Origin of the sequence: Pseudomonas botevensis (assembly GCF_019145475.1) — a bacterium.
In the GTDB taxonomy this organism is placed as follows: Bacteria; Pseudomonadota; Gammaproteobacteria; order Pseudomonadales; family Pseudomonadaceae; genus Aquipseudomonas; species Aquipseudomonas botevensis.
Genome location: NZ_JAHTKI010000021.1, coordinates 89,184 through 112,783, shown reverse-complemented (window position 1 = coordinate 112,783; position 23,600 = coordinate 89,184). Strand labels below are relative to the sequence as shown.

Sequence of the window (23,600 nt, the reverse complement as noted above, 5' to 3'; positions counted from 1 at the left end):
CGCCATCACAGGCAATCGCGTACCGATTGGCGCATCGATCCGGACTTCGCCCATGGCGGCCCCTGATACAACGAGACGCGGCTGCCGTCCTTGTACTTCACGATATCGAGAATTTCGTCGGCGGTGACGATGCTCGGCGCGGTGATGCGGTAACCATTGGAAATCGAAACCTGCGACGTCTTGGGAATGTCCTTCTGCCACAGCGGCAACAAGCACGCGGCATATTCCTTGGGAGCCTTGCCGCTGATCTTGCTGAAGTTCGGTTCGCCCGGCACCAGTGACGCCGGCAGTGAGCAACCGGCCAATGCTGCCAGCAGCACTCCCCCGATCAACATCCGCATAATGAATCCTTCATTGAAAAAAAACGCGAATGTACCTTGTAACTCTTCCTACATCCATCGGGGCACCTTGCCTACAACGAACCTCAGCCTGAATATCCCGACCAACGGCACACAAATCCACCGCATTCGCTCGGACGACAGATGCCTTGACCTTTACCCGGAAAATGCGGCTACTCTGTTCTACCGAGAATGTTCCGGAGGTGATCATGCGGCTCAATGAATACGAACATGAACTTCAACGCGACCTGCAAGCCGTCGCATCGGATCTGCGATGGTCGGCGGTCGACCTCAAGCGCATCGCCGAGCAGTTGCGTAAATCGGGCAACGAGGCAGATGCCCAGACGGTGCTCAGGTCCTGTGAGGTGCTGCAAAGCGACGAAGAACGCCTGCAACTGTATGCCAAGGAAGTGAAGGCCCGCGCCATCAGCCGAACGAAAGTCCACTGAATCGTCCCCAGCAAAAAGCCCCGGATCTCCGGGGCTTTTTCATGACAGACCGTCAGTCTGCCTTCGGTGCGCGCGCACGAGGTTTGTAGCCCGGAAGCGCGGCGGCATACGCCATCGCTTCCTCCCGACTGGCAAAAGAAGCCAACCGGTCACCCTCGGTGCAGACCCGCCAGGGGCCATTGTTGACCCTGAGTACGTCGTAGCCGTTCATGTGCATTTTGTTCAACATGCCAATGCTCATAGACACCTCCTGTCGACTGCTAAAAGTCCAGTTGCACTTTTTTACCTTACACCCTCGCCCCATCCCTGTGCCGACCGGACGTCGATCCACCCCAATCCCGCGCACCACAACGTCAAGGGAACGGCACTTTTGCGCACCGACACCACTCGGAAACTCAAGGGGAACCTCTAGATCAGGCCACGGCTCGAATATTGCAGTTTCATGACCGTTTCATGACAAGCAGTAATCAGGTAACAGATGAAAGTACGTGCAACCGTGATATGCGAGCAGGATCGGCACATTCTGCTGGTGCGCAAACCCCGATGCCGCTGGACCCTGCCGGGCGGCACGGTCGAGCCGGGAGAAACCCGGGCGCAGGCCGCCGCCCGTGAACTCGACGAGGAAACCGGCCTCAAGACCGACGACATGCTGTATCTGATGGAATTGCACAGCGGCGGCACGCGACACCACGTCTACGAAGCCTCGGTGCTGAACATCGACGAGGCGCAAGCGCAGAACGAGATTTTCGATTGCATCTGGCATCCGCTGGAGACGGTACACAACCTGAACGTCAGCGACGCGACATTGAGCATCGTCCGTGCCTTTATGCGCCGACTCTGATGAGTTAACCGGCGAAGGCCCGGCGTCCGGCGCTCATTTCGGTACGCAACTCGCCAATGAAATTGGAAATGTCACGAATCGTGACCAGATGTTCCGGGGAAACACCGTTGAGCAGCAAATCCACCCGCCCGCTGTCAGGGTCATAAACCTTGATCTGCAACAACCCCTGCGCGGTTTCGGCACAATCGCAGCACAGAGGCGAAAAGCCGGATTCGACGATGCGGCAAATGTCGGCAATGGCGAGCATGGACGGACGCCTCGCAGGCGATGGGTCGGGTTGACCCGTTGAGCATAGATGAGCTTTCAGCGCCCTGCCGCTCATGACCTCGAGCAAAAATGCCAACACCGTCGCAACTTCGTTCAGCCGTCCTCAGTGTGCGTTGCGATCCCAGATCCAGTTCCAGACACCCGGCAAACGTACGGGGTCCCCGGCGCTTTGCACGGTACGCGCCAGCGCTGCCCGCTCCAGCGCCGCGTGGTCGTCGTAGAACGGCTTGTCCGCCAGCCTCACTCCCGTGGCCGCCGCGCTGTCGAGCAGGATCTGCAGGTATTCACGGGTGTGGCGCGCGGTGTAGCGGTTGAGGTCATGGAAGGTCACCACCACCGGAATCATCCCGTCCACCGTCGGAAATTGCCCGAGGGCAATCCGCTCACGGACTTCCGACAACTGGCGCAACATGTTCGCCCGGCGCCGGGGGCTGGCGTTGAAGCCCCAGATTTTGCCGTCGTTGGCACTCAAGTCGGTGAGCAGCACATGCAGGTGGTGCTGCTGATAAGCGGCGAAGGTGCGCTTGTCGTAGTTCCAGAATGGCGGACGCAGCAACGTCGGCGGCGCACCGGTGACCGCCGCGATGTCGGCGCTGCCACGGGTCAGCGAGGCTTCCAGTTCCTGGGGGTCAAGCGAGCGATGATTGGTGTGCCAATGGGTGGCGGTGTGGAAACCCAGTACATGCCCTTCGTCATGCTCACGCTGCATGAGCCGCCAGCCGATCTCGCTGTTGCCGGCCCTCGGTGCGCTGGTCTGGACGAAAAACACGGCTTTGATGTCCGGCTGCAACGCATTGCTCTTCAGGCTGTCGAGCACGGTGCCGGTCGGGTTCCAGAAACTCGAAGCACTGGGGCCGTCATCGAAGGTCAGCAGAAACCGCACCGGCGGTTGTGCCTCCAGGCGCGTCCGGGTTTGCGAAGTCATTTCGATGGGAGCGGCGATGCAACCGGCCAGCCCGACGGCGATGGCCGCTGCGCAGAAAAGCTTGAACCACTGTTTCATGTTTTGCCTTGAGTCCGACCGTTGCGATCATGTTGTCATTGGCAAAACTCCATCGCCGCTGCTGCCTCCCTGCGACCCGCCAGCCGTGACCTGTCAGTGTGGGCCGAAGTTGGATAAGGGTACACAGGGTTTGGTTCCAGCGCTCGTTCAGCGTGCCAGGGCCTGCTCGAAGGTGCCATCAATGATGCCCGCCGTCGCCAACGGCGCCGGCAATGCCTTGACCTTGAACAGGAAGTCCGCCGTGCTTTGCAGATCGGCGGCCGCTTGCCGGTCCACCGGGCCGACGGTCATGTGCGCCTGGCGCAACCAGTGCCGCGAAACCTGCTGATCGAGGTTGGCCTTCTTCGCCCACAGGTCGGCGTACTCGTCAGTGTGGCTGTCGACCCAGGCCCTGGCCTGCTTCAAACGCCCGAGAAAGTCGGCAATCGCTTCACGCTTGCTGTCGATCGATGGCGTCGACGCGGCGATGGCGCTCAGCCCCGGCATCAGGCTCTTCGCGGTGAGAATCGGCCGTGCCCCGGAGAACACGATCTGCTGGGAAATGTACGGTTCCCACACCGGGAACGCATCGATGCTGCCCTGGGGCAACGCGGCGGCGGCATCGATCGGCATCAGTTTGACGAAATCGACGTAGTTGTCCGGCAACCCGCCCTGCTCCAGCGCACGCAAGGTCAACTGCTGACTCCAGGCGCCCGGCCAGTAGGCGACCTTTTTGCCCTTGAGATCGGCGATGGTTTTCACCGGCGAATCCTTGGGCACCAGCAAGGCGATGGTGTCCGGGTTCTGTCGCGACACCCCGATCAATTTCACCGGCGCCTGCTTGGCGGCGAGAAACAGGAAACCCGAATCACCGAGAAACCCCAGGTCCAGCGAACCGGTCTGCAATGCTTCGGCCAACGGCGCGGCGGCCTGGAAGTGTTTCCAGTCGACGCTGTAGGGCGCGTCTTTCAAGACGCCGGACGCCTCTATTGAAGCGCGGATGTTGTAGTAATTCTGATCGCCGACATGCAAGACCAATGGTTCGGCGGCATAGGAAAGTGGTGAGGCAAACAGCGCGGCGGTCAGCGTTGAACGTAGGAAACGGGAGAGCTTCATGGCGAGTCCTGAAGATGGCTTTTTATAGACCATAACGCTCTTATAAATCTGAATTTAAATTCGATTAATGCATAAGCTCATCACCGCCGGTTTTCACTGTTGGCCCCGCAACAGTGGCGCGACGAAGTGTTGATCCGGCAACAGCTGCAATCCGGGAGAAACCCTTGCACCCCGCGAAATCCGTCGTCTGAGCGCACATGGCACAGAGCCTGCAATATTCCATTCATGCAGGAAGCATTCGATAAAAATATCTTTTTGGACATAAGAACCTGTTGCCTTGCCGGAGCGCCCTCATGACATCCTTCTTACCGTTTTCCCGAGTCAAAACGCTGTTGGCGGCCTGCGCGGTAGCCCTGAGCCTGCAACCCATTGCCCACGCCGCTGAAACCGCGCCGGCCGAAGTGCATCTGGACTACGCCTACTATTCGCCGATCAGCCTGGCCCTCAAACATTTGGGCTACCTGGAAAAAGCCCTGCCCCAGAGCAAAGTCACCTGGGTGCTCAGCCAGGGCAGCAACCGCTCGCTGGAATACCTGAACAGCGGCGGCGTCGACTTCGCCTCTTCCGCCAGCCTCGCGGCGGTACTGAGCCGCGCCAATGGCAGCCCGATCAAATCGGTGTACGTCTACAGCCGCGCCGAATGGACCGCGCTGGTGGTGCGCAAGGACTCGCCGTACCAGAGCGTCGCTGATCTCAAGGGCAAGAAAATCGCCGCCACCAAGGGCACCGATCCGTACCTCTTCACCCTGCGCAGCCTGCAACAGGCCGGGTTGAAAAAGGACGACGTCGAACTGGTACACCTGCAACATCCGGACGGCCGCACCGCCCTGGAAAAAGGTGACGTCGACGCCTGGGCCGGACTCGATCCGCACATGGCCGCCAGCCAGGTGCAGGCCGGTTCACGCTTGCTGTATCGCAACCCCGGTTTCAACAGCTACGGCGTGGTCAGCGTGACCGAGCAATACGCCAAGGAGCATCCGCAAACCATCGATACCGTGATCAAGGCCTACGAGCAGGCGCGCGAATGGTCGGTGAAGCACCCGGATGAACTGGCGAAACTGCTCTCCAGCGAATCCGGTCTGCCGCTGGAGGTGGCCAGACTGCAACTGTCGCGCACCGATCTGAGCAGCCCGCAACTCACCGCCAAGGACGTGCTCGCCTCGAAAGCCGCCGCGCCGATCCTGGTGTCCGAAGAGTTGGTGCGCCGTGGGGTGAATGTCGATCAGGTGATCGATCAATTGATCGACCCGGGTTTCCAGCAGACCGTCGCCGCCCAGTAACCGATCAGGCCCACGCCGAATCCGCGCCCGTCGCGGATTCGGCGTGGGTGGAGAACTGCCCATGAGCAATGACCTGCCCACGCAACTCACCCTGCCCGTAGCGCGCCGCCAGTCCCCATCGTTGAATCCGGTGTGGCGACGCCGCCTCAAAGGTCTGGCGCTGCCGCTGTTGATCGTGCTCGCACTGGAATTCATCGTGCGCATCGGCTGGCTGCCGTCCTATCAAATGCCCGCGCCGAGCGAGGTTGCCCTGACCCTGACGGATCTGGCGGAAGGCGCACTGTGGAAGCACATCGGCGCCAGCCTGCTGCGGGTGCTGCTGGGTTTTGCCATCGGCGCCGGCCTGGCCCTGGCGTTTGCCGCATGGGTGGGACTGAGCCGCGAAGCCGAAGCGTACCTGGAGCCGACCTTCGCCGCGCTGCGCTCGATTCCGAGCCTGGCCTGGGTGCCGCTGTTGCTGCTGTGGCTGGGGATCGACGAAACCTCGAAAATCGTCCTGATCGCCATCGGCGCGTTCTTTCCGGTGTACCTCAACGTGGTTGCGGCCATCCGCAACATCGACCGCAAACTGGTGGAAGTCGGACGCATCTACGGCTTCAGCCGTCTGCAACTGGTGCGCCGGATTCTTCTGCCCGCCGCCCTGCCCGGCCTGTTCACCGGATTGCGCAGCGGCATGAGCCTGGCGTGGATGTTTCTGGTCGCCGCCGAACTGATCGCCGCGACCAAAGGGCTGGGATATCTGCTCAGTGACGGTCGGGAAACCTCACGCCCGGATATCGTCCTGGCGGCGATCATTGTCCTGGCACTCCTGGGCAAACTCAGCGATGGCCTGCTGGCGGTGGCCGAACGTCGCTGGCTGAGCTGGCGCGACACCTTCACCGGGCAGGACAGCCAGGACTGAAGGATCCGATAGCCTAAAGAACAGCAGGCGCGATGCGTTATCAAGGAAAGCACTCAATGAGTGAATCCGTAGCGTTACAACCAGTGTTTCAACCGCGAGACAACAGCGCAAACAGCCGGTCGAGAGATATCAACCGCCTGTCTGACATTTCAATCGTCATACATACATTCCGAGACGCTACAGATAGGATGCGCGCCGCATTTCCTATTGGCATACCAGTTGACCAAAGAGTCAACAAGACCGGGAATCCCCTACAAACTTAACAAACCTTGCAGAGAACTAAGTTGCGCGACGATTTTGCAATCAAACAGGCCAACGGCCTGGAGTGTATTTATCTGTCCATGACAGAACGCTTTCAACTCGACTGTTTTATCGGCCACTACATCAAGACCCGAAACCTGCACGCCGTACCCGATATCGACCGCATCCTGCGCGCCACCCTCGACAACTATCCGGGCCACGCGCCGGTGATGGTCAACGAGCTCAATGCATGGATCGACAAGACCTTGGGCTATCGGGCTTCGCACCCCGACTTCGCGCAGCTGGACGATCTGTGACACCACGAAAAAGCCCCGCAAACGCGGGGCTTTTTCGTACAAGGAGGTCAGGGTTTCAACGGGCGTTCCTGATCCCGATCGGAGAGCTCGCGGCTGTCGTCATGTTTCCAGGTCTGCTCCTTGTGTTTCTCCCGCTCGATCTCTTCTTCGCTCGGTTCTTCATCTTCGTCAGGGCGTTTCTTCTCGGTTGCCATGCTCACCTCGCCAGAAAAGTCATCAATCATCCCTGAAGCGTAGAACAAATTCCGACCGGCAACTTGCAGCCTCGAACTAGAGCCACCAACGCAATAAAAAGAAGAACGCCATGCTCAACAGCATGCTAAGTAGCGTATTGCGTGTATAGATCACCAGGCCAATGGCGACCAGCGAACTGAGCAAGTAAGGATTGTCCCACTGCAAATTCAGTTGTTTCTCCGGCATGAACACGATGGGGCCGCAAATCGCGGTCAACATGCCGGGCACGGCAAAGCCGAGAAACTGCCGCGCGTTACTGCTTAAACGGACTGGCAAGCGTGGCTCGAGAAACACGTAGCGGTTGAGGAACACCAGAATTCCCATGCCGATAATCACTGCCCAGATCATCATGTGCGCCCCCGATACAACTTGTTGCAGACAAACCCTGCGGTCATTCCGGCCAGCCCCGACAGCACCAGCGCCGAGCCCCATTGCCAATAGCTGAACAGCACCGAACAGAACAGCGACACCGCCACACAGACCACCGTCGGCACGTTGCGCACCACCGGAGTGATCAGGGCGATGAAGGTCGCGGCGATCGAGAAGTCCAGGCCCAGGTGCTCCAGCCCCGGAATGCTGCTACCGAGGACGATACCGGCCAGGGTGAACAGGTTCCAGGCGATGTAAAACGTCAGACCGACGCCCAACGCATACCAGCGATTGAACTGCTGGCGATCGTGCTGACTGGTCAGGGCGAACAACTCATCGGTAAGCAAAAAACCCAGGCCGATGCGCCAGCGCCCCGGCAGCGGTGAAATCACCGAGCGCATGCTCATGCCGTACAGCAAATGCTGTGACGTCAGCAGCAGCGTCGTCAGCAAAATCGAGAAAATTCCGGCTCCGCCCTTGAGCATGCCGATGGCCACCAGTTGCGCGGCACCGGCGAACACGATGCTCGACAGGCCCTGCCCTTGCAGTGGCGTGAGATTGGCTTCGATTGCCATGGAGCCGGCCAGCAGCCCCCAGGGTGCCGTCGCCAGCGATAACGGCATGATCGCCGCAGCCCCGCGAAGAAAGGCACTGCGCGGCATAAGTGAATCGGACATAACGCTCTTCAACCGTGAGACAAGACCTCGGACTTTGCCAGCAAACGGCCTTTTCTGGCTTGAACAATCTTGCGCAGTTGTGGGAAATCCCCTCAGCCATCCATCGCCGGGCGGCGTAAGATTGCAGCCATCCACACCCGTGTCAGGGAGACACCATGCTTTACCGAATCGCCGCAGACGGCCTCGTGCTGTTTCATTTATCGTTCATTGTCTTCGTGCTGCTCGGCGGCCTGCTGGTGCTCAGGTGGCCACGGCTGATGTGGCTGCACCTGCCGGCGGCGGCCTGGGGTGTCGCGGTCGAGGTGTTGCACCTGACCTGTCCGCTGACCTATTGGGAAAACCTGATGCGCCACGCCGCCGGCCAGACGGAATACGCCGGTGGTTTCATCGAGCACTACGTCTTGCCGGTCATCTACCCGGCCGGGCTGACCCCGCAGATTCAACTGGCTCTGGGCAGCATCGTGCTGGCGATCAACCTGCTGGTGTACGGGCGTCTTTTGCGTCGATGGAAGTTGCGCCGCGCCGCACGTATTCCGTTTTAACCGGCAGTCGGCTTCAAGGACTCCAGCCAGGCGGGATCAAGGCGCGTCTGTTCAGGATCGAGCCCCAGCGCTTGCATTCGTGCCTTGTGCTGTTCGACTTCCCGATGCAATTGCGCATGATCGCTGGAGTTGCCGTCCAGTTCATGCATCTGGGTCAGGCCCAGGTGATAGAAGCGCAAGACCTTCATCGCCGTCGGGTCACCCTGCCCAACCCTGGCCGTCACCTGATGCATCACATTGGTGACGCTCATCAGACTGCGCTTGAGCCGCCAGCCGTACACCGCCGGGGCCATCCACGTCTGGTTCCAGAAACGCCCGCGCAACAGGGCGCCGGTCAGCAGAAACCCGACAAACACACCTCCGACGTTGAACCGCAGGTTGTCCCCGCCCGGCTCGCCGAACAACGCCACTGCCGTGGTCGAAAACAACATCGCCAGCACCAGGAACAGCACGGCAATGATCAATGTGCTGCGCCGGGTCTGCTGGCGATAAGTGGCGGCGTTCATCGGCTGGATCTCGAACATCTGCAATGGCTTCCTTGAGCGGTTAAACGGGCGTTGGAAAAAACCGGCCGGCGCATTATGGCCTCTGAGAAGGATTTAGCTATGCTGGGGCTCCTTTTCATCTTTTCATCAGTCAAAAAGGATATGGCGATACACCGCAGAGCGTGCCATCTTCATTCATGGGAACACACTATTCGGATGCCGTTGGCCGACCCGGCAATGACATCGTTTTAAGGATTTTTGCATGACCCAACGACACGTAATCAATGCCTCAGTCAGCCCGAAGGGCAGCCTGGAAACCCTATCTCAACGTGAAGTTCAGCAACTGAGCGAAGCCGGATCCGGCAGCACCTACACCCTCTTCCGCCAGTGCGCCCTGGCCATCCTCAACACCGGCGCCCATGTCGACAACGCGAAAACCATCCTGGAAGCCTACAAGGACTTCGAAATCCGCATTCACCAGCAGGATCGCGGCGTGCGCCTGGAACTGCTGAACGCCCCGGCCGACGCCTTCGTCGACGGCGAAATGATCGCCAGCACCCGGGAAATGCTGTTCAGCGCCCTGCGCGACATCGTCTACACCGAAAACGAACTGGATGCCTTGAGCATCGACCTGAGCACCTCCCAGGGCATCAGCGACTACGTCTTCCACCTGCTGCGCAACGCCCGCACCCTGCGTCCCGGCGTCGAGCCGAAGATCGTCGTGTGCTGGGGCGGCCACTCGATCAACACCGAAGAATACAAATACACCAAGAAAGTCGGCCACGAACTGGGCCTGCGCAGCCTCGACATCTGCACCGGCTGCGGCCCCGGCGTGATGAAAGGCCCGATGAAAGGCGCGACCATCGCCCACGCCAAACAGCGTATCCACGGCGGCCGCTACCTGGGCCTGACCGAGCCGGGCATCATTGCCGCCGAAGCGCCGAACCCGATCGTCAATGAGCTGGTGATCCTGCCGGACATCGAAAAACGCCTGGAAGCCTTCGTCCGCGTCGGCCACGGCATCATCATCTTCCCCGGCGGCGCCGGCACCGCCGAAGAGTTCCTCTACCTGCTGGGAATTCTGATGCACCCGGACAACGAAGGCCTGCCGTTCCCGGTGGTCCTGACCGGGCCGAAACATGCCGCGCCGTATCTGGAGCAACTGGACGCTTTCGTCTCCGCCACCCTTGGCGAAGCCGCGAAGAAGCACTACGAGATCATCATCGACGACCCGGCCGAAGTCGCGCGCAAGATGACCCAGGGCCTCAAGGAGGTGAAGCAGTTCCGCCGCGAGCGCAACGACGCGTTCCACTTCAACTGGCTGCTGAAGATCGACGAACGCTTCCAGCGCCCATTCGACCCGACCCACGAAAACATGGCCAACCTCAAGCTGCACCGCGATCAGCCGGCCCACGAACTGGCGGCCAACCTGCGTCGGGCGTTCTCCGGGATTGTCGCCGGTAACGTCAAGGACAACGGCATTCGCCTGATCGAGGAACACGGGCCGTACCAGATCCGTGGCGACGCGGCGATCCTGCAACCGCTCGATCTGCTGCTCAAGGCCTTCGTCGCCCAGCACCGGATGAAACTGCCGGGCGGTGCGGCGTATGTGCCGTGCTATCAGGTAGTGGCATAAACACACCTGAGGTGGGAGCAGGCTTGCTTGCTCCCACCGCTTCAATCGTTTCAGCAATGCCGATAAACCTTGGCATCTGACACAAAAGCCCCGGCAATTTCCCAGCAACGTCCTCGTGCGGCGTAATAAGCTTTGCGATTGATTTGTTCAGGGACGAGCCATGAAACGTTTTGCCGCCTGTCTGCTGTCTCTGCTGGCTGTGGCAGCCAGCGCCGCCGACCTGCAACTGCTCACCGACAACCACCCGCCGCTGCATTTTCTGCAAGGCAACCAACTGGTGGGGTTCGGCGTGGATGTGGTGCAAGCCCTGGCGGAGCAGACCGGTGATCGCATTCATCTGCAACAAGTGCCGCTGCTGCGCGCCCTGCGCATGGCCAGCGACTCCGCCGACACTGCCGTGTTCACCGTACTGCGCACCGACGAGCGCGATGATCGCTATCAATGGGTCGGGCCGCTGCTGAAAGTCGAAACCGCGCTCTACGCCCACGACACGATCCAGCCACCGGTGCGCAGCCTGCGCGAAGCCGATCATTTGGGACGGATCACCGTGCCGCGCAAATGGCTGGCCTACAGCTACCTGCAACAGCAAGGCCTGAACAACCTCTACGGCGTGGAAACCCCGGAGCAGATGATGCGCCTGTTCAGCCTGGGACGAACCGACTTCGTCGTCTCGGACACCCTGTCCAGCAGCACCCTCGCCCGGGAACAGGGCATGGCGCCGGAGCGCTTGCAGTATCAGATGCCGCTGATGACGCAGGACACCTACATCGCCTTCTCCCGGCAAACCGACCCGCGCCAGGTGGCCCGCTGGCAACAGGCGCTGGACAGCCTGCGCGCCGACGGCCGCCTGGAGCAGATGCGCCAGCGCTGGCTGGGGGACATCCTGCCACGCTGAGCCTGCATCAACGTCTTCGATAACGACTATCTGCACAGGTGTTTTTTCTTCTCGACCGTGCAGCCATAAAGTGGGCGCCATCTTCCACCCCCTTTCTGGTGTACGCCCATGAAAGACATGATTGCCCTCGGGTTCATCGTTGCCCTGATCGGCGCCACCTCCGCCGTTGCCACCGCGCATGACAGCCATCCTGTGGTTGCCAGCGTGACCACCGCTCAGTCTCATACGGCGAATATCGCAATGGTTGGCGATAACACCCTTGAACCTGCCGGCCTGTATGCGGCAGCGGGTTCCGAGGGTTACTGAGATTTTGCGGTGAGGGTATCGCCCCCTTCGCGAGCAAGCCGGGCCGCCAATGCCTTGGCCTGAAGCGCCACATCGGTCACCGCCGTACTCTCCCACCACATCCCGCGCAACGGCGGTCCCATGGCGAACAGCCGGGTGGACTCTCGCCCCTGCGCGTCCAGCACCACCCCGTCCACCGCCGCCGTAATCCCCAGCGCCAGCGGCCCCGGCTGCACCAGTCCACGGGCCAGCAACTGTTGCGGCAAGGGTCGCGCAACGCGGCGCCAGTCGTATTCGATCCCGCTGGAATTGATCAGCGCCGCCCCACGTACCACGCAAGTCTGATCCTCGCCGCGACGCCGGATACGAATGCCCACGCCGCCCTCCACCGCCGGTTCCAGTCCTTTGAACGACGCGGCCTGAATCCGCAGGCGCCCGTCGCGGTGCAGGCGCTCCACCAGTTCGGCACTCAGCGGCGGCGAACGGTGGTGATGGCTTTCCCACCACGGCCGCACATGGCGCACGAATTGCCGACGCTGCACATCACTGGCCTGGCTCCACAACCGGCCGATGTGCGCCCGCACCGTGTCCAGCGGCGCCTGCCAGTCGATGCCCTGCGCGATGGCTGCGCGGCAATGCCGGCGCAGTTCGCGCAGCAATTGCCGGGGCGTGCGAATGCCATGATCCTCGGCGAGGAAGTCCACCCACGCCGGCGGCTGACGTCGCACATGGGGCAGCAAGCCGTGCCGGGAAAACACCTCGATCGGCCCGCGATGCCCGGCCTGTTCCAGCGACACCACGGCATCGACCATGGTCAGCCCGGAACCGATGATCAGCACCGTCGACTGCGGATCGAGCTGGCGCATCGCGGCGACGTCCCAGGGATCGAGCGCCGCGGCGTTGAGGCCACTGGAGGTTTTCTGCGGTGTGCGCGCAGCGGGAAACATGCCGGTGGCGAGTACCGCTTGCGCGCCGTGCAATGACTGACCGTCGCTCAGGGTCAGTTGCACGCAATCGGCCGAAACCTGCACATCGACCACTTCGGCGCGCACATGCTCGACGGTCGAACCGTGCCCCACGCCCACCGCCCGCGCCTCGGCCAGTCGCTGTTGCACATAGACGCCAAACAAACCGCGAGGTGGAAACAGTTCGCTGACCGGCACATGCTGCTGATCCGACTCCGGCCAGCCACCCGCCGCAATGTGCTCGGTGAGCCATTGGGTCAGGTCATCGGGGTTATCCGGGTCGACGCTCATCCGCGCCGCGTTGCCGTTGAGCGTATGGCCCAGTTCCACGGCGCTGTAGGCCTCGCCCCGGCCCAGTTCCGTCCGGGGTTCGATCAGCATAATCCGCCGCTGGCCGGGCAGACGCAGCAGTTGCACCGCGAGCATCGTGCCGCTGAGGCCGCCGCCGATGATCAGGATGTCGGCGTGACGGATGGCGAGCGTCGCCTGGCCGTGTGAGGGTTGGGTCATGCCGTTCTCGCTGCTGAAGGGTTGGCTCGATATGGATTGCGCCACATTAATGGTTTGGCTGCCGGTTGTGTGTTGAATTTGCCGGCCTCTTCGAGGATAAGCCCACTCCCACAGGAAAATGCGTTCCGGCTGCGGGAGCCAGGCTCGCCCGCGAAGGCGCTCAGGCAGAGGCCACCTTCTTTTCCTGCCGCCGCAACTCGCCCAGGTCCCGATACCCCGCCCCCGGATGAATCCCCGGCAACCTCGGCCCCCCGCTGAACAACTTCTCGCGCAGGGTGCCCGGCGCGTACTCGGTCTTGTAGACCCCGCGCTTTTGCAACTCCGGCACCAGCAGCTCCACGGCGTCGATAAAGGTTTCGTGGGTCAGCGCGTAAGCCAGGTTGAAGCCATCGACATCGGTTTCATCGACCCACTCCTGCAACAGATCCGCCACGGTTTGCGGGCTGCCGACGAACAGCGGGCCAAAGCCGCCGATGCCGACCCAGTCAGCCAGTTCATTGGGCGTCCAGACCTTGTTCGGGTCCGCGGTGGAAAACGCCTCGACCGCCGACTGGATCGCGTTGGTGTGAACATGCTTGAGCGGTTCGTCCGGTTTGAAACGGCTGAAATCGATGCCGGTCCAGCCCGAGATCAACGCCATCGCGCCCTCGTAGCTGACCCAGGACTTGTACTCGTCGAACTTGGCTTTGGCCTTGGCGTCGGTTTCGCCAAGGATCACCGTCTGCAGATTGAAGATCAGGATCTTCGACGGATCACGCCCGGCCTCGGCGGCGCGGCGGCGAATGTCAGCCACGGTTTTCTTCAGCAGCACCTTGGACGGCGCGGCGACGAACACGCACTCGGCATGCTCGGCGGCGAACTGCTTGCCGCGACTGGAGGCCCCAGCCTGGTACAACACCGGCGTGCGCTGCGGCGAAGGTTCGCAGAGGTGAATGCCCGGCACCTGGAAATGTTTACCGCTGTGTCGAATCTCGTGGATCTTGCCCGGATCGCTGAAGATCCGCCGCTCACGATCACGCAGGATCGCGCCCTCTTCCCAACTGCCTTCCCAGAGCTTGTAGCAAACCTCCAGATACTCCTCGGCAAAGTCGTAGCGCGCGTCGTGTTCGGTCTGGGCGGTCTGGCCGATGTTCTTGGCCCCGCTCTCCAGATACGAGGTGACGATGTTCCAGCCGGCGCGGCCCTTGGTCAGGTGGTCGAGGGTCGAAAGACGCCGGGCGAAGGGATACGGATGCTCGAACGACAACGAAGCGGTCAGGCCGAACCCCAGGTGCTCGGTGACCAGCGCCATCGGCGGGATCAACTGCAAGGGATCATTGACCGGCACCTGCGCCGCCTGCCGAATCGCCGCGTCACCGTTGCCGTTGTACACGTCATAGATGCCCAGCACGTCGGCGATGAACAGCCCGTCGAACTTGCCGCGCTCCAGAATTTTCGCCAGATCGGTCCAGTACTCCAGATCCTTGTACTGCCAGGAACGATCCCGAGGATGCGCCCACAAACCCGGTGACTGATGGCCGACGCAATTCATGTCGAAAGCATTGAGACGGATTTCACGGGCCATCAGACGGCACTCCGCGTTTTGTGAGGATGAATGCCGTGACGGGATGAGCTATGGAATGAAACGGTCATGGGGGCGACTCCGTGGTTTCCGGATGAGGATCCAGAGCCTTTAGCAGGAGTCATGCCCGAATTGAATGTCCTTTGAATTCAAGCCGTTGAGACACAAAACAACAACCGCACGCCACCTTGATCAAGCAGATTGTTCATTCACTGTCGGCGAGGCAACAGTCAGATCACCACGTTACGCACGAAGCGCACCGCCACGTCACCGTCGTTGCGATAGCCGTGAGGCTGGTTGCTGGCGAACATGAAAAACTCGCCGGTGCCGATGCGTTGCGGCTGATCGCCGAGCATCAGGGTCAGGCAGCCTTCGAACACGAAAATCTGTTCGCTCCAGCCATCGGCGTCCGGCTGCGAGGGATAGACCTCCCCCGGCTGCAGGCACCACTCCCATTGCTCCACCTCGCGGGTGGCGGCGGCTTTCGACAACAGAACCGCCTTGCTGCCGGGAATGCTGCCGGCCCAGGCCAGTTCGTTGATACGGCTCGGATCACGGCTGTCGGGGGCCTGGATCAGATCGCTGAACGCCACGTCGAGGGCCTCGGCGACGCGGTCGAGGGTGGTCAGGCTGACATTTTTCTCACCAGCCTCGATCGCCACCAGCATCCGGCGACTGACCCCGGACTTTTCGGCGAGGGTCGCCTGGCTCATGTCGGCGGCGTGACGCAGGCGTCGGACGTTCTGACTGACGTGTTGCAGAACGGAAGCCCGTTGAACGGAATCTTTGTGCACTATATTGCTCGCTGGCTGGGATTGGGCAGTATACTGCGCAACATTTGGCGCATTGTGCGTCTCCTCTATATGGCGCGCAAGGTCATGACATCAGCCAATTCTCCCCAAACTCCCCTGTGGTTGCCCCGGCTCAGCAAAGCTGAATGCGTGCTGGTGTTCATCACCATGCTTTGGGGCGGCACCTTTCTGCTGGTGCAACACGCGATGACCGTCAGCGGCCCGATGTTCTTCGTCGGCCTGCGCTTCGCCGCTGCGGCCAGCATCGTCGCGCTGTTTTCCTGGAAGCATTTGCGCGAGTTGACCCTGTTCGAACTCAAGGCCGGGGCATTCATAGGCGTGGCGATCATGCTCGGTTATGGCTTGCAGACGGTCGGTTTGCAGAGCATCCCGAGCAGCCAGTCAGCCTTCATCACCGCCCTCTACGTGCCCTTCGTCCCCCTGCTGCAATGGCTGGTGCTGGGCCGACGCCCGGGCTTGATGCCAAGCATCGGCATCATGCTGGCATTTACCGGCCTGATGCTGCTCTCGGGGCCGTCCGGCGCGTCCCTGCACTTCAGCCCCGGCGAAATCGCCACACTGATCAGCGCCATCGCCATCGCCGCCGAAATCATTCTGATCAGCACCTACGCCGGCCAGGTCGACGTGCGTCGGGTAACGGTGGTGCAACTGGCAACCACCTCGGTGCTGTCGTTCCTGATGGTCGTGCCGACCGGCGAGGCGATTCCGGACTTTTCGTGGTTGCTGCTGACGACCGCGCTGGGCCTCGGCGCAATGAGTGCGGCCATCCAGGTCGCGATGAACTGGGCACAGAAAAGCGTTTCGCCCACCCGTGCGACCCTGATCTACGCCGGCGAACCGGTCTGGGCCGGCATCGTCGGACGCATCGCCGGCGAACGCTTGCCAGCGATCGCGCTGGTTGGCGCCGGGTTGATCGTGGCGGCGGTGATTGTCAGCGAGTTGAAGACCAAGGGTAAGGCTACCGAGGCGGATGCGGAGCTGGAGCGGGAAACTCAGGGCTGAGGCTTGGGTATGCTGCTGGCATTTCGCGGGCAAGTTCGCTTCCACGGGAGCGGGTAGAGGCTGGGGCCTGTCAGAGCGCCTTCGTGGATTCAGATGCTTTTTTAGCGGACTTGAGGACGCAGCCCCTCACCCTAGCCCTCTCCCGGAGGGAGAGGGGACTGATCGAGGCGGCAGCAAAGAAGGCGTACACCCATCCAAACCCGGTCGGCCCAAAGGCCGCCTTCGTGGGCAAGCCCACACCCACAAAAGCAAAAGACGTCCACCTCCGCCTGTCACCACTCAACACAATGAGCGTTAGCTCGAGTACCGCTCTTGATCTTGCGTGCCGGCCCCTTCGGCAGGCTGAGTGGAGGGATTTATCCGGGGGTGGGAGCGCAGCGACCGTTTGGCGCAGCCAAACACATCGAGAGGAGGTGCAGCGCAGCAAACCGTAGGCGATGCCCCCGGATGGATCCCGGAACGAAGGAACTCCGAGCATCAGCGAGGAGCCGAACGCCGGGGCCAAGCCTTTTGGGTTACCTTTTTGGCGTCTGAAAAAGGTGACTCGCCGTCAGGGCGAAACCGCCAGCCGCAACACCCAAAAAAACGGGTATACACACCGGACACCCAAAGCCTGGTCGGCCCAAAGGCCGCCACTACCCTCCAACCAAAACAATGTAAACCACCCATTTCCAGACTACTTTGTAGGATTCAGAGACATCCTCGCGTTTGGCGATCCGGGAGCTGGCACGTATGATGCTTCACAAACTTCCGCAGATTAGAAGCCTATGTCCCTGATAGTTCTACTGCTTCTGCCTTTTGTGGGCAGCTGTCTGGCAGCCGTGCTGCCGCACAACGCGCGAAATACCGAATCCCTCCTGGCAGGCCTGGTCGCCCTGATCGGCACCATCCAGGTTGCGCTGCTGTATCCGCAAATCGCCCACGGCGGCGTGATCCGCGAAGAGTTTCTCTGGTTGCCCAGCCTGGGCCTGAACTTCGTCCTGCGCATGGACGGCTTCGCCTGGCTGTTCTCGATGCTGGTCCTGGGCATCGGCACCCTGGTTTCCCTGTACGCCCGTTACTACATGTCGCCGCAAGACCCAGTGCCGCGTTTCTTCGCGTTTTTCCTGGCGTTCATGGGCGCCATGCTCGGGCTGGTGATTTCCGGCAACCTGATCCAGATCGTGTTTTTCTGGGAGCTGACCAGCCTGTTCTCGTTCCTGCTGATCGGCTACTGGCACCACCGGCACGACGCCCGGCGCGGTGCCTACATGGCGTTGATGGTGACCGGTGCGGGCGGTTTGTGCCTGTTGGCAGGGGTCATGATCCTCGGCCATGTCGTTGGCAGCTATGACCTGGACAAGGTCCTGGCCGCCGGCGATCTGATTCGCGCACATGCCCTCTACCCCATCCTGCTTCCCCTCATCCTCATCGGCGCCCTCAGCAAAAGCGCGCAATTCCCCTTCCATTTCTGGCTGCCCCACGCCATGGCGGCGCCGACACCGGTTTCGGCTTATCTGCACTCGGCGACCATGGTCAAGGCCGGGGTTTTCCTGCTCGCGCGCCTGTGGCCGTCGCTGTCCGGCAGTGAAGAATGGTTCTACATCGTCAGCGGTGCCGGGGCTGCGACGCTGTTGCTCGGCGCGTATTGCGCGATGTTCCAGAACGACCTCAAGGGGCTGCTCGCCTACTCGACCATCAGCCATCTGGGCCTGATCACCCTGCTGCTCGGCCTGAACAGTCCGCTGGCTGCCGTGGCGGCGGTGTTCCACATTCTCAACCACGCAACCTTCAAGGCCTCGCTGTTCATGGCCGCCGGGATCATCGACCACGAAAGTGGCACCCGCGACATCCGCAAGCTCAACGGCCTGTTCAAACTGATTCCGTTCACCGCCACCCTGGCCATGGTCGCCAGTGCCTCCATGGCCGGCGTGCCGCTGCTCAACGGCTTCCTGTCGAAGGAAATGTTCTTCGCCGAAACGGTGTTCATCAACGCCACCGCCTGGGTCGAGGCAACGTTGCCGATCGTCGCGACCATCGCCGGCACCTTCAGCGTGGCCTACTCGCTGCGCTTCACCGTCGACGTGTTCTTCGGCCCCACCGCCACCGACCTGCCGCACACCCCGCACGAACCGCCACGCTGGATGCGCGCACCGGTGGAGCTGCTGGTGTTCACCTGCCTGCTGGTGGGGATCTTCCCGGCGCAAGTGGTCGGTCCGCTGCTCGCCGCCGCTGCGCTGCCCGTGGTGGGCGGGGAGCTACCGGAATATAGCCTCGCGATCTGGCATGGTCTCAATGCACCGATGATCATGAGCCTGATCGCCATGTCCGGCGGCATCGTGGTCTACCTGTTGCTGCGCAATCAGCTCAAGCGTGGGCGCTTCGCTTACCCGCCACTGGTGGGACGTTTCAACGGCAAGCGTCTGTTCGAGCGCAGCCTGGTGGCATTGATGCGTCTGGCCCGGCGCCTGGAGCGGCGTATCGGCACCAAGCGCCTGCAAGCGCAATTGTTCCTGGTGGTACTGGCGGCCGTACTCGCCGGCCTGATTCCGATGCTGCACAGCAGCCTGAGCTGGGGTGACCGGCCGAAGATCCCCGGCTCCATCGTGTTCGTGACCCTGTGGCTGCTGGCAATCGTCTGCGCCCTCGGCGCCGCGTGGCAGGCCAAGTATCACCGTCTCGCCGCCCTGACCATGGTCAGCGTCTGCGGCCTGATGACCTGCATCACCTTCGTCTGGTTCTCGGCGCCGGATCTGGCCCTGACGCAACTGGTGGTCGAAGTGGTGACCACGGTGCTGATCCTCCTCGGCCTGCGCTGGCTGCCGCGACGGATCGAAGAGGTTTCGCCATTGCCAAGCAGCCTGCGCAAGGCGCGGGTGCGGCGCTTGCGCGACCTGCTGTTGTCGATTGCCGTCGGTGGCGGCATGGCGCTGCTGTCCTACGCGATGCTGACCCGCCAGACGCCCAACGACATTTCCTCGTTCTACCTGAGCCGGGCGCTGCCCGAGGGTGGCGGCAGCAACGTGGTCAACGTGATGCTGGTGGACTTCCGGGGCTTCGACACCCTGGGTGAAATCACCGTGCTGGTGGCCGTCGCGCTGGCGATCTTCGCCCTGCTGCGGCGTTTCCGCCCACCGAAAGAAAGCCTGCAACTGCCGGCCCAGCAGCGCCTGCTGGCACCGGACGTGGTCACCGACCTGGTCAACCCGCGTTCGGCGAGCGACACCGCGCTCGGCTTCATGATGGTGCCGGCGGTGCTGGTGCGCCTGCTGTTGCCGATCGCGCTGGTGGTGTCGTTCTACCTGTTCATGCGCGGGCACAACCAGCCGGGCGGCGGCTTCGTCGCGGGGCTGGTGATGTCGGTGGCGTTCATCCTGCAATACATGGTCGCCGGCACCCAATGGGTCGAGGCGCAAATGAGCCTGCGGCCGCTGCGCTGGATGGGCACCGGGCTGCTGTTCGCCACGGTCACCGGCCTCGGAGCGATGGCGGTCGGCTATCCGTTCCTGACCACCCACACCTGGCATTTCAACGTGCCGTTGCTGGGCGACATTCACATCGCCAGCGCGCTGTTCTTCGACATCGGCGTGTACGCCGTGGTGGTCGGCTCGACGCTGCTGATCCTCACCGCCCTCGCCCACCAATCGGTGCGTGGTCACAAGACTGCGGCCCTGCCCAAATCCGTCGCCAGCAAAGGAGCCGTCTGATGGAAGAAGTCATCGCAATCGCCATCGGCGTCCTCGCCGCCTCTGGTGTCTGGCTGATCCTGCGGCCCCGGACATTCCAGGTCGTGATGGGCCTGTGCCTGCTGTCCTACGGCGTCAACCTGTTCATTTTCAGCATGGGCAGCCTGTTTATCGGCAAGGAGCCGATCATCAAGGATGGCGTGCCGCAGGACTTGCTCAACTACACCGATCCGTTGCCGCAAGCACTGGTCCTGACCGCGATTGTCATCAGCTTCGCCATGACCGCGCTGTTCCTCGTGGTATTGCTGGCGTCACGGGGCCTGACCGGCACTGACCACGTCGACGGCCGGGAGCCCAAGGAATGATGGCGATGACTCACCTGATCGCCGCGCCGATCCTGCTGCCGCTGCTGACCGCCGCCATCATGCTGATGCTGGGCGAGAAGCACCGGCCACTGAAGGCTCGGATCAACCTGTTCTCCAGCCTTGTCGGGCTGTTCATTTCAGTGATGCTGCTGCAATGGACGCAGACCACCGGCGTGCCCGGCTCCATCGGCGTGTACTTGCCGGGCAACTGGCAGGTGCCGTTCGGCATCGTGCTGGTGGTCGATCGCCTGTCGGCGCTGATGCTGGTGCTGACCGGGATCATCGGCGTCACCGCACTGCTGTTCGCGATGGCGCGCTGGGATGGCGCGGGGTCGAGTTTCCATGCGCTGTTCCAGATTCAATTGATGGGGCTGTACGGCGCTTTCCTCACCGCCGACCTGTTCAACCTGTTCGTGTTCTTCGAGGTCCTGCTCGCCGCGTCCTACGGCCTGTTGCTGCATGGCTCAGGACGGGCGCGGGTGTCGTCGGGGCTGCATTACATTTCGATCAACCTGCTGGCTTCGTCACTGTTCCTGATCGGCGCGGCGCTGATCTACGGCGTCACCGGCACGCTGAACATGGCCGATCTGGCGCTGAAGATTCCGCTGGTGCCGGAAGCCGACCGTGGCTTGCTGCACGCGGGCGCAGCGATTCTGGCGGTGGCGTTCCTCGCCAAGGCCGGCATGTGGCCGCTGAACTTCTGGCTGGTGCCGGCCTACTCCTCGGCCAGTGCGCCGGTGGCGGCGATGTTCGCGATCATGACCAAGGTCGGCGTCTACACCCTGCTGCGCCTGTGGACGCTGCTGTTTTCCGGTCAGGCCGGGGCATCGGCCTACTTCGGCGGCGACTGGCTGATCTACGGCGGCATGGCGACCATGGTCTGCGCCGGCGTGGCGATCATTGCCGCCCAACGTCTGGAGCGCATGGCCAGCCTGAGCATTCTGGTGTCGGCGGGGATCCTGCTGTCGGCCATCGGTTTCGCCCAGCCGAACCTGATCGGCGCAGCGTTGTTCTATCTGGTCAGCTCGACGCTGGCGCTGAGCGCGCTGTTCATGCTGGCCGAGCTGATCGAACGCTCGCGCTCGGCCAACGAAGTCCCGCTGGAAGACGAAAGCGAACTGCTGCCACGGCCACAGGAATCGCTGCAGCCGCCCAAGGGCATCAACCTCGACGACGAACAGAAAGCCGTGGTCGGCCAGGTGATCCCGTGGACCATGGCATTCCTCGGTCTGAGCTTCATTGCCTGCGCCCTGCTGATCATCGGCATGCCGCCGCTGTCCGGGTTCATCGGCAAGCTGAGCCTGATCGGCGCCCTGCTCAATCCCTGGGGCCTGGGCGGCGGTGAGCCCATCTCGACGCCAGCCTGGGCGCTGCTGGTGTTGTTGATCGTGACCGGACTGGCGTCGCTGATGGCCTTCTCACGCCTGGGCATCCAGCGTTTCTGGACACCCGAGGAACGCCCGTCGCCGCTGCTGCGCAAACTGGAATGCACGCCGATTTTCCTGCTGCTCGGTCTGAGCATCCTTCTGACGTTCAAGGCCGAACCGCTGCTGCGCTACACCCAGGCCGCTGCCGACGCCTTGAACAATCCGCAACAGTACGTGATGGCGGTGCTCGGCACCCGCGCCGTGCCTAGCCCTGAAGCCAAGGCCGCGCTGCTGGAGGTGCAACCATGAAGCGTCTGTTCCCGGCACCGTGGCTGTCCCTGGCGCTCTGGCTGCTGTGGCTGGTGCTGAACCTGTCGATCAGCCCCGGCAATCTGCTGCTCGGTGCAGTGCTGGGTTTCTGCGCACCGCTGATGATGCGCAAGCTGCGCCCGCAACAGATCCGCATCCGCCGCCCCGGCACGATCCTGCGCCTGTTCTTCATGGTCGGACGCGACGTGGTGATCTCCAATCTGGCCGTGGCCTGGGGCGTCCTCAACGCCGGTCGCCGCCCGCCGCGCTCGCGTTTCGTCAAGGTGCCGCTGGATCTGCGCGACGCCAACGGCCTTGCGGCGCTGTCGATGATCACCACGGTGGTGCCGGGTACGGTGTGGTCGGAACTGGCGCTGGATCGCAGCATTCTGTTGCTGCACGTCTGGGATCTGGATGACGAGGCGCAGTTCATCCAGCACTTCAAGGTCACTTACGAGCGGCCATTGATGGAGATTTTCGAATGAGCCCGTTGCTGTCGAACGCGATCCTGCTGACGCTGTTCCTGTTTTCCCTGGCGATGGTGCTGACCCTGGTGCGCCTGTTCAAGGGGCCGTCGGCGCAGGATCGGGTACTGGCGCTGGACTACCTGTACATCGTCGCGATGCTGATGATGCTGACCCTGGGGATTCGCTACTCCAGCGACACTTATTTCGAAGCGGCGCTGCTGATCGCGCTGTTCGGCTTCGTCGGCTCGTTTGCCCTGGCGAAATTCCTCCTGCGCGGCGAGGTGATCGAATGAACGCGGAACTGTCTCTATGGGTGGAAATCCCGGTGGCGATCCTGCTGGTACTCAGCGGCGTGTTTGCGCTGATCGGCGCCACCGGGCTGCTGCGAATGAGGGACTACTTCCAGCGCATGCACCCGCCCGCGCTGGCTTCGACCCTGGGCGCATGGTGTGTGGCACTGGCGTCGATCATCTGTTTTTCCGCGATGAAATCCGGGCCAGTCCTACACGCCTGGCTGATCCCGATCCTGCTGTCGATCACCGTGCCGGTGACCACCCTGCTACTCGCCCGGGCAGCGTTGTTCCGCAAACGCATGGCCGGGGATGATGTGCCGGCCGAAGTGAGCAGTCGGCGGACCGAAAGCAATAGCTGACGACCGGCTCCCACACAGCTCTTAAGTGGGAGCGGGCTTGCCCGCGAAAGGGCCGGCACTTTCAACATACA

28 protein-coding genes are annotated in these 23,600 nt (G+C 62.1%); 16 read left to right on the top strand and 12 right to left on the bottom strand.

Going from position 1 to position 23,600, the window contains the following annotated elements:
• Window positions 1-5 precede the first annotated feature (5 nt).
• Window positions 6-341 (bottom strand): hypothetical protein, encoded by a 336-nt coding sequence (locus tag KVQ74_RS22820; RefSeq protein WP_217833631.1) that lies wholly within the window; start codon window positions 339-341, stop codon window positions 6-8.
• Window positions 342-547: 206 nt separating this feature from the next.
• Between KVQ74_RS22820 and KVQ74_RS22815 the strand changes: the two genes are divergently transcribed.
• Window positions 548-787, top strand: a complete 240-nt coding sequence (locus tag KVQ74_RS22815; RefSeq protein WP_053121283.1) for a hypothetical protein — start codon at window positions 548-550, stop codon at window positions 785-787.
• A gap of 52 nt (window positions 788-839) precedes the next feature.
• On the opposite strand, the gene KVQ74_RS22810 is transcribed toward KVQ74_RS22815, so the two are convergent.
• On the bottom strand, window positions 840-1,028 hold the full coding sequence (locus KVQ74_RS22810) for a DUF2188 domain-containing protein (protein WP_217833630.1): 189 nt from the start codon (window positions 1,026-1,028) through the stop codon (window positions 840-842).
• 237 nt (window positions 1,029-1,265) lie between these two features.
• On the opposite strand from KVQ74_RS22810, the gene KVQ74_RS22805 reads away from it, so the two are divergent.
• Window positions 1,266-1,628: an NUDIX hydrolase gene (locus KVQ74_RS22805; protein WP_217833629.1), complete on the top strand. Its 363-nt coding sequence runs from the start codon at window positions 1,266-1,268 to the stop codon at window positions 1,626-1,628.
• Between the two features lie 4 nt (window positions 1,629-1,632).
• On the opposite strand, the gene KVQ74_RS22800 is transcribed toward KVQ74_RS22805, so the two are convergent.
• The 3 genes from KVQ74_RS22800 to KVQ74_RS22790 form a co-directional block, all read right to left on the bottom strand.
• Window positions 1,633-1,875, bottom strand: coding sequence for a DUF1652 domain-containing protein (locus KVQ74_RS22800; RefSeq protein WP_217833628.1), 243 nt, complete (start codon window positions 1,873-1,875; stop codon window positions 1,633-1,635).
• Between the two features lie 123 nt (window positions 1,876-1,998).
• Window positions 1,999-2,898, bottom strand: a complete 900-nt coding sequence (locus KVQ74_RS22795) for a polysaccharide deacetylase family protein (protein ID WP_217833627.1) — start codon at window positions 2,896-2,898, stop codon at window positions 1,999-2,001.
• Between the two features lie 147 nt (window positions 2,899-3,045).
• Entirely contained in the window at window positions 3,046-3,993 is a 948-nt protein-coding gene (locus tag KVQ74_RS22790) for an ABC transporter substrate-binding protein (protein WP_217833626.1), read from the bottom strand.
• Window positions 3,994-4,286: 293 nt separating this feature from the next.
• Between KVQ74_RS22790 and KVQ74_RS22785 the strand changes: the two genes are divergently transcribed.
• The 3 genes from KVQ74_RS22785 (at window position 4,287) to KVQ74_RS22775 (ending at window position 6,731) form a co-directional block, all read left to right on the top strand.
• Window positions 4,287-5,273, top strand: a complete 987-nt coding sequence (locus KVQ74_RS22785) for an aliphatic sulfonate ABC transporter substrate-binding protein (RefSeq protein ID WP_217833625.1) — start codon at window positions 4,287-4,289, stop codon at window positions 5,271-5,273.
• A 61-nt stretch (window positions 5,274-5,334) separates the two neighbouring features.
• Window positions 5,335-6,174, top strand: coding sequence for an ABC transporter permease (locus KVQ74_RS22780; RefSeq protein ID WP_217833624.1), 840 nt, complete (start codon window positions 5,335-5,337; stop codon window positions 6,172-6,174).
• Window positions 6,175-6,458: 284 nt separating this feature from the next.
• A complete protein-coding gene (locus KVQ74_RS22775; protein WP_217833623.1) occupies window positions 6,459-6,731 on the top strand; it encodes a hypothetical protein in 273 nt (90 codons plus the stop codon).
• 47 nt (window positions 6,732-6,778) lie between these two features.
• Here KVQ74_RS22775 and KVQ74_RS22770 read toward each other — a convergent pair whose 3' ends face one another.
• From KVQ74_RS22770 to KVQ74_RS22760, 3 genes are all read right to left on the bottom strand, one after another.
• Window positions 6,779-6,925: a hypothetical protein gene (locus KVQ74_RS22770; RefSeq protein WP_217833622.1), complete on the bottom strand. Its 147-nt coding sequence runs from the start codon at window positions 6,923-6,925 to the stop codon at window positions 6,779-6,781.
• A 76-nt stretch (window positions 6,926-7,001) separates the two neighbouring features.
• Window positions 7,002-7,313 (bottom strand): AzlD domain-containing protein, encoded by a 312-nt coding sequence (locus tag KVQ74_RS22765; protein ID WP_217833700.1) that lies wholly within the window; start codon window positions 7,311-7,313, stop codon window positions 7,002-7,004.
• A complete protein-coding gene (locus tag KVQ74_RS22760; protein ID WP_139054739.1) occupies window positions 7,313-8,011 on the bottom strand; it encodes an AzlC family ABC transporter permease in 699 nt (232 codons plus the stop codon). The genes KVQ74_RS22765 and KVQ74_RS22760 overlap by 1 nt, the downstream gene beginning before the upstream one ends.
• A 155-nt stretch (window positions 8,012-8,166) precedes the next feature.
• Between KVQ74_RS22760 and KVQ74_RS22755 the strand changes: the two genes are divergently transcribed.
• On the top strand, window positions 8,167-8,553 hold the full coding sequence (locus KVQ74_RS22755; protein WP_217833621.1) for a DUF2784 domain-containing protein: 387 nt from the start codon (window positions 8,167-8,169) through the stop codon (window positions 8,551-8,553).
• Here KVQ74_RS22755 and KVQ74_RS22750 read toward each other — a convergent pair.
• Complete coding sequence (locus KVQ74_RS22750) at window positions 8,550-9,077, bottom strand: DUF3087 domain-containing protein (RefSeq protein ID WP_217833620.1); 528 nt, start codon at window positions 9,075-9,077, stop codon at window positions 8,550-8,552. The two genes, KVQ74_RS22755 and KVQ74_RS22750, sit on opposite strands and share 4 nt — an antisense overlap.
• A gap of 223 nt (window positions 9,078-9,300) precedes the next feature.
• Between KVQ74_RS22750 and ppnN the strand changes: the two genes are divergently transcribed.
• The 3 genes from ppnN (at window position 9,301) to KVQ74_RS22735 (ending at window position 11,875) form a co-directional block, all read left to right on the top strand.
• Window positions 9,301-10,674, top strand: coding sequence for a nucleotide 5'-monophosphate nucleosidase PpnN (gene ppnN / locus KVQ74_RS22745; protein ID WP_217833619.1), 1,374 nt, complete (start codon window positions 9,301-9,303; stop codon window positions 10,672-10,674).
• Window positions 10,675-10,834: 160 nt separating this feature from the next.
• Window positions 10,835-11,569 (top strand): substrate-binding periplasmic protein, encoded by a 735-nt coding sequence (locus tag KVQ74_RS22740; protein ID WP_217833618.1) that lies wholly within the window; start codon window positions 10,835-10,837, stop codon window positions 11,567-11,569.
• 108 nt (window positions 11,570-11,677) lie between these two features.
• Window positions 11,678-11,875, top strand: coding sequence for a hypothetical protein (locus tag KVQ74_RS22735; protein ID WP_217833617.1), 198 nt, complete (start codon window positions 11,678-11,680; stop codon window positions 11,873-11,875).
• Here the strand turns inward: KVQ74_RS22735 and KVQ74_RS22730 are convergent.
• The 3 genes from KVQ74_RS22730 to KVQ74_RS22720 form a co-directional block, all read right to left on the bottom strand.
• The gene (locus KVQ74_RS22730; protein ID WP_217833616.1) at window positions 11,869-13,329 is read right to left on the bottom strand and encodes an FAD/NAD(P)-binding protein; all 1,461 of its coding nucleotides are present in this window, start codon (window positions 13,327-13,329) and stop codon (window positions 11,869-11,871) included. The genes KVQ74_RS22735 and KVQ74_RS22730 overlap by 7 nt on opposite strands.
• A gap of 160 nt (window positions 13,330-13,489) precedes the next feature.
• Window positions 13,490-14,893, bottom strand: coding sequence for an LLM class flavin-dependent oxidoreductase (locus KVQ74_RS22725; RefSeq protein ID WP_217833615.1), 1,404 nt, complete (start codon window positions 14,891-14,893; stop codon window positions 13,490-13,492).
• Between the two features lie 227 nt (window positions 14,894-15,120).
• Window positions 15,121-15,684: a helix-turn-helix domain-containing protein gene (locus tag KVQ74_RS22720; protein WP_217833614.1), complete on the bottom strand. Its 564-nt coding sequence runs from the start codon at window positions 15,682-15,684 to the stop codon at window positions 15,121-15,123.
• An 84-nt stretch (window positions 15,685-15,768) separates the two neighbouring features.
• Between KVQ74_RS22720 and KVQ74_RS22715 the strand changes: the two genes are divergently transcribed.
• The 7 genes from KVQ74_RS22715 (at window position 15,769) to KVQ74_RS22685 (ending at window position 23,529) form a co-directional block, all read left to right on the top strand.
• Window positions 15,769-16,704, top strand: coding sequence for a DMT family transporter (locus KVQ74_RS22715; protein WP_217833613.1), 936 nt, complete (start codon window positions 15,769-15,771; stop codon window positions 16,702-16,704).
• A gap of 767 nt (window positions 16,705-17,471) precedes the next feature.
• Window positions 17,472-20,390, top strand: coding sequence for a monovalent cation/H+ antiporter subunit A (locus KVQ74_RS22710; protein ID WP_217833612.1), 2,919 nt, complete (start codon window positions 17,472-17,474; stop codon window positions 20,388-20,390).
• On the top strand, window positions 20,390-20,734 hold the full coding sequence (locus KVQ74_RS22705; protein ID WP_003192163.1) for a Na+/H+ antiporter subunit C: 345 nt from the start codon (window positions 20,390-20,392) through the stop codon (window positions 20,732-20,734). The genes KVQ74_RS22710 and KVQ74_RS22705 overlap by 1 nt, the downstream gene beginning before the upstream one ends.
• A complete protein-coding gene (locus tag KVQ74_RS22700; protein WP_217833611.1) occupies window positions 20,731-22,410 on the top strand; it encodes a monovalent cation/H+ antiporter subunit D in 1,680 nt (559 codons plus the stop codon). Before KVQ74_RS22705 ends, KVQ74_RS22700 begins: the two co-directional genes overlap by 4 nt.
• Window positions 22,407-22,895: a Na+/H+ antiporter subunit E gene (locus KVQ74_RS22695; RefSeq protein WP_217833610.1), complete on the top strand. Its 489-nt coding sequence runs from the start codon at window positions 22,407-22,409 to the stop codon at window positions 22,893-22,895. The genes KVQ74_RS22700 and KVQ74_RS22695 overlap by 4 nt, the downstream gene beginning before the upstream one ends.
• Entirely contained in the window at window positions 22,892-23,170 is a 279-nt protein-coding gene (locus KVQ74_RS22690) for a K+/H+ antiporter subunit F (RefSeq protein ID WP_007910754.1), read from the top strand. Before KVQ74_RS22695 ends, KVQ74_RS22690 begins: the two co-directional genes overlap by 4 nt.
• Window positions 23,167-23,529 carry a Na+/H+ antiporter subunit G gene (locus KVQ74_RS22685; protein ID WP_217833609.1) on the top strand — a complete coding sequence of 121 codons (363 nt, stop codon included), beginning with the start codon at window positions 23,167-23,169 and terminating at the stop codon, window positions 23,527-23,529. Before KVQ74_RS22690 ends, KVQ74_RS22685 begins: the two co-directional genes overlap by 4 nt.
• The last annotated feature ends 71 nt before the right edge of the window (window positions 23,530-23,600 follow it).

What these genes read in the sequence shown, in the direction of transcription:
- KVQ74_RS22820 (WP_217833631.1), bottom strand. Translation starts at nt 341, where the DNA reads ATGCGGATGTTGATCGGGGGAGTGCTGCTGGCAGCATTGGCCGGTTGC.
- KVQ74_RS22815 (WP_053121283.1), top strand. Translation starts at nt 548, where the DNA reads ATGCGGCTCAATGAATACGAACATGAACTTCAACGCGACCTGCAAGCC.
- KVQ74_RS22810 (WP_217833630.1), bottom strand. Translation starts at nt 1,028, where the DNA reads ATGAGCATTGGCATGTTGAACAAAATGCACATGAACGGCTACGACGTA.
- KVQ74_RS22805 (WP_217833629.1), top strand. Translation starts at nt 1,266, where the DNA reads ATGAAAGTACGTGCAACCGTGATATGCGAGCAGGATCGGCACATTCTG.
- KVQ74_RS22800 (WP_217833628.1), bottom strand. Translation starts at nt 1,875, where the DNA reads ATGCTCGCCATTGCCGACATTTGCCGCATCGTCGAATCCGGCTTTTCG.
- KVQ74_RS22795 (WP_217833627.1), bottom strand. Translation starts at nt 2,898, where the DNA reads ATGAAACAGTGGTTCAAGCTTTTCTGCGCAGCGGCCATCGCCGTCGGG.
- KVQ74_RS22790 (WP_217833626.1), bottom strand. Translation starts at nt 3,993, where the DNA reads ATGAAGCTCTCCCGTTTCCTACGTTCAACGCTGACCGCCGCGCTGTTT.
- KVQ74_RS22785 (WP_217833625.1), top strand. Translation starts at nt 4,287, where the DNA reads ATGACATCCTTCTTACCGTTTTCCCGAGTCAAAACGCTGTTGGCGGCC.
- KVQ74_RS22780 (WP_217833624.1), top strand. Translation starts at nt 5,335, where the DNA reads ATGAGCAATGACCTGCCCACGCAACTCACCCTGCCCGTAGCGCGCCGC.
- KVQ74_RS22770 (WP_217833622.1), bottom strand. Translation starts at nt 6,925, where the DNA reads ATGGCAACCGAGAAGAAACGCCCTGACGAAGATGAAGAACCGAGCGAA.
- KVQ74_RS22765 (WP_217833700.1), bottom strand. Translation starts at nt 7,313, where the DNA reads ATGATCTGGGCAGTGATTATCGGCATGGGAATTCTGGTGTTCCTCAAC.
- KVQ74_RS22760 (WP_139054739.1), bottom strand. Translation starts at nt 8,011, where the DNA reads ATGTCCGATTCACTTATGCCGCGCAGTGCCTTTCTTCGCGGGGCTGCG.
- KVQ74_RS22755 (WP_217833621.1), top strand. Translation starts at nt 8,167, where the DNA reads ATGCTTTACCGAATCGCCGCAGACGGCCTCGTGCTGTTTCATTTATCG.
- KVQ74_RS22750 (WP_217833620.1), bottom strand. Translation starts at nt 9,077, where the DNA reads ATGTTCGAGATCCAGCCGATGAACGCCGCCACTTATCGCCAGCAGACC.
- ppnN (WP_217833619.1), top strand. Translation starts at nt 9,301, where the DNA reads ATGACCCAACGACACGTAATCAATGCCTCAGTCAGCCCGAAGGGCAGC.
- KVQ74_RS22740 (WP_217833618.1), top strand. Translation starts at nt 10,835, where the DNA reads ATGAAACGTTTTGCCGCCTGTCTGCTGTCTCTGCTGGCTGTGGCAGCC.
- KVQ74_RS22735 (WP_217833617.1), top strand. Translation starts at nt 11,678, where the DNA reads ATGAAAGACATGATTGCCCTCGGGTTCATCGTTGCCCTGATCGGCGCC.
- KVQ74_RS22730 (WP_217833616.1), bottom strand. Translation starts at nt 13,329, where the DNA reads ATGACCCAACCCTCACACGGCCAGGCGACGCTCGCCATCCGTCACGCC.
- KVQ74_RS22725 (WP_217833615.1), bottom strand. Translation starts at nt 14,893, where the DNA reads ATGGCCCGTGAAATCCGTCTCAATGCTTTCGACATGAATTGCGTCGGC.
- KVQ74_RS22715 (WP_217833613.1), top strand. Translation starts at nt 15,769, where the DNA reads ATGACATCAGCCAATTCTCCCCAAACTCCCCTGTGGTTGCCCCGGCTC.
- KVQ74_RS22710 (WP_217833612.1), top strand. Translation starts at nt 17,472, where the DNA reads ATGTCCCTGATAGTTCTACTGCTTCTGCCTTTTGTGGGCAGCTGTCTG.
- KVQ74_RS22705 (WP_003192163.1), top strand. Translation starts at nt 20,390, where the DNA reads ATGGAAGAAGTCATCGCAATCGCCATCGGCGTCCTCGCCGCCTCTGGT.
- KVQ74_RS22700 (WP_217833611.1), top strand. Translation starts at nt 20,731, where the DNA reads ATGATGGCGATGACTCACCTGATCGCCGCGCCGATCCTGCTGCCGCTG.
- KVQ74_RS22695 (WP_217833610.1), top strand. Translation starts at nt 22,407, where the DNA reads ATGAAGCGTCTGTTCCCGGCACCGTGGCTGTCCCTGGCGCTCTGGCTG.
- KVQ74_RS22690 (WP_007910754.1), top strand. Translation starts at nt 22,892, where the DNA reads ATGAGCCCGTTGCTGTCGAACGCGATCCTGCTGACGCTGTTCCTGTTT.
- KVQ74_RS22685 (WP_217833609.1), top strand. Translation starts at nt 23,167, where the DNA reads ATGAACGCGGAACTGTCTCTATGGGTGGAAATCCCGGTGGCGATCCTG.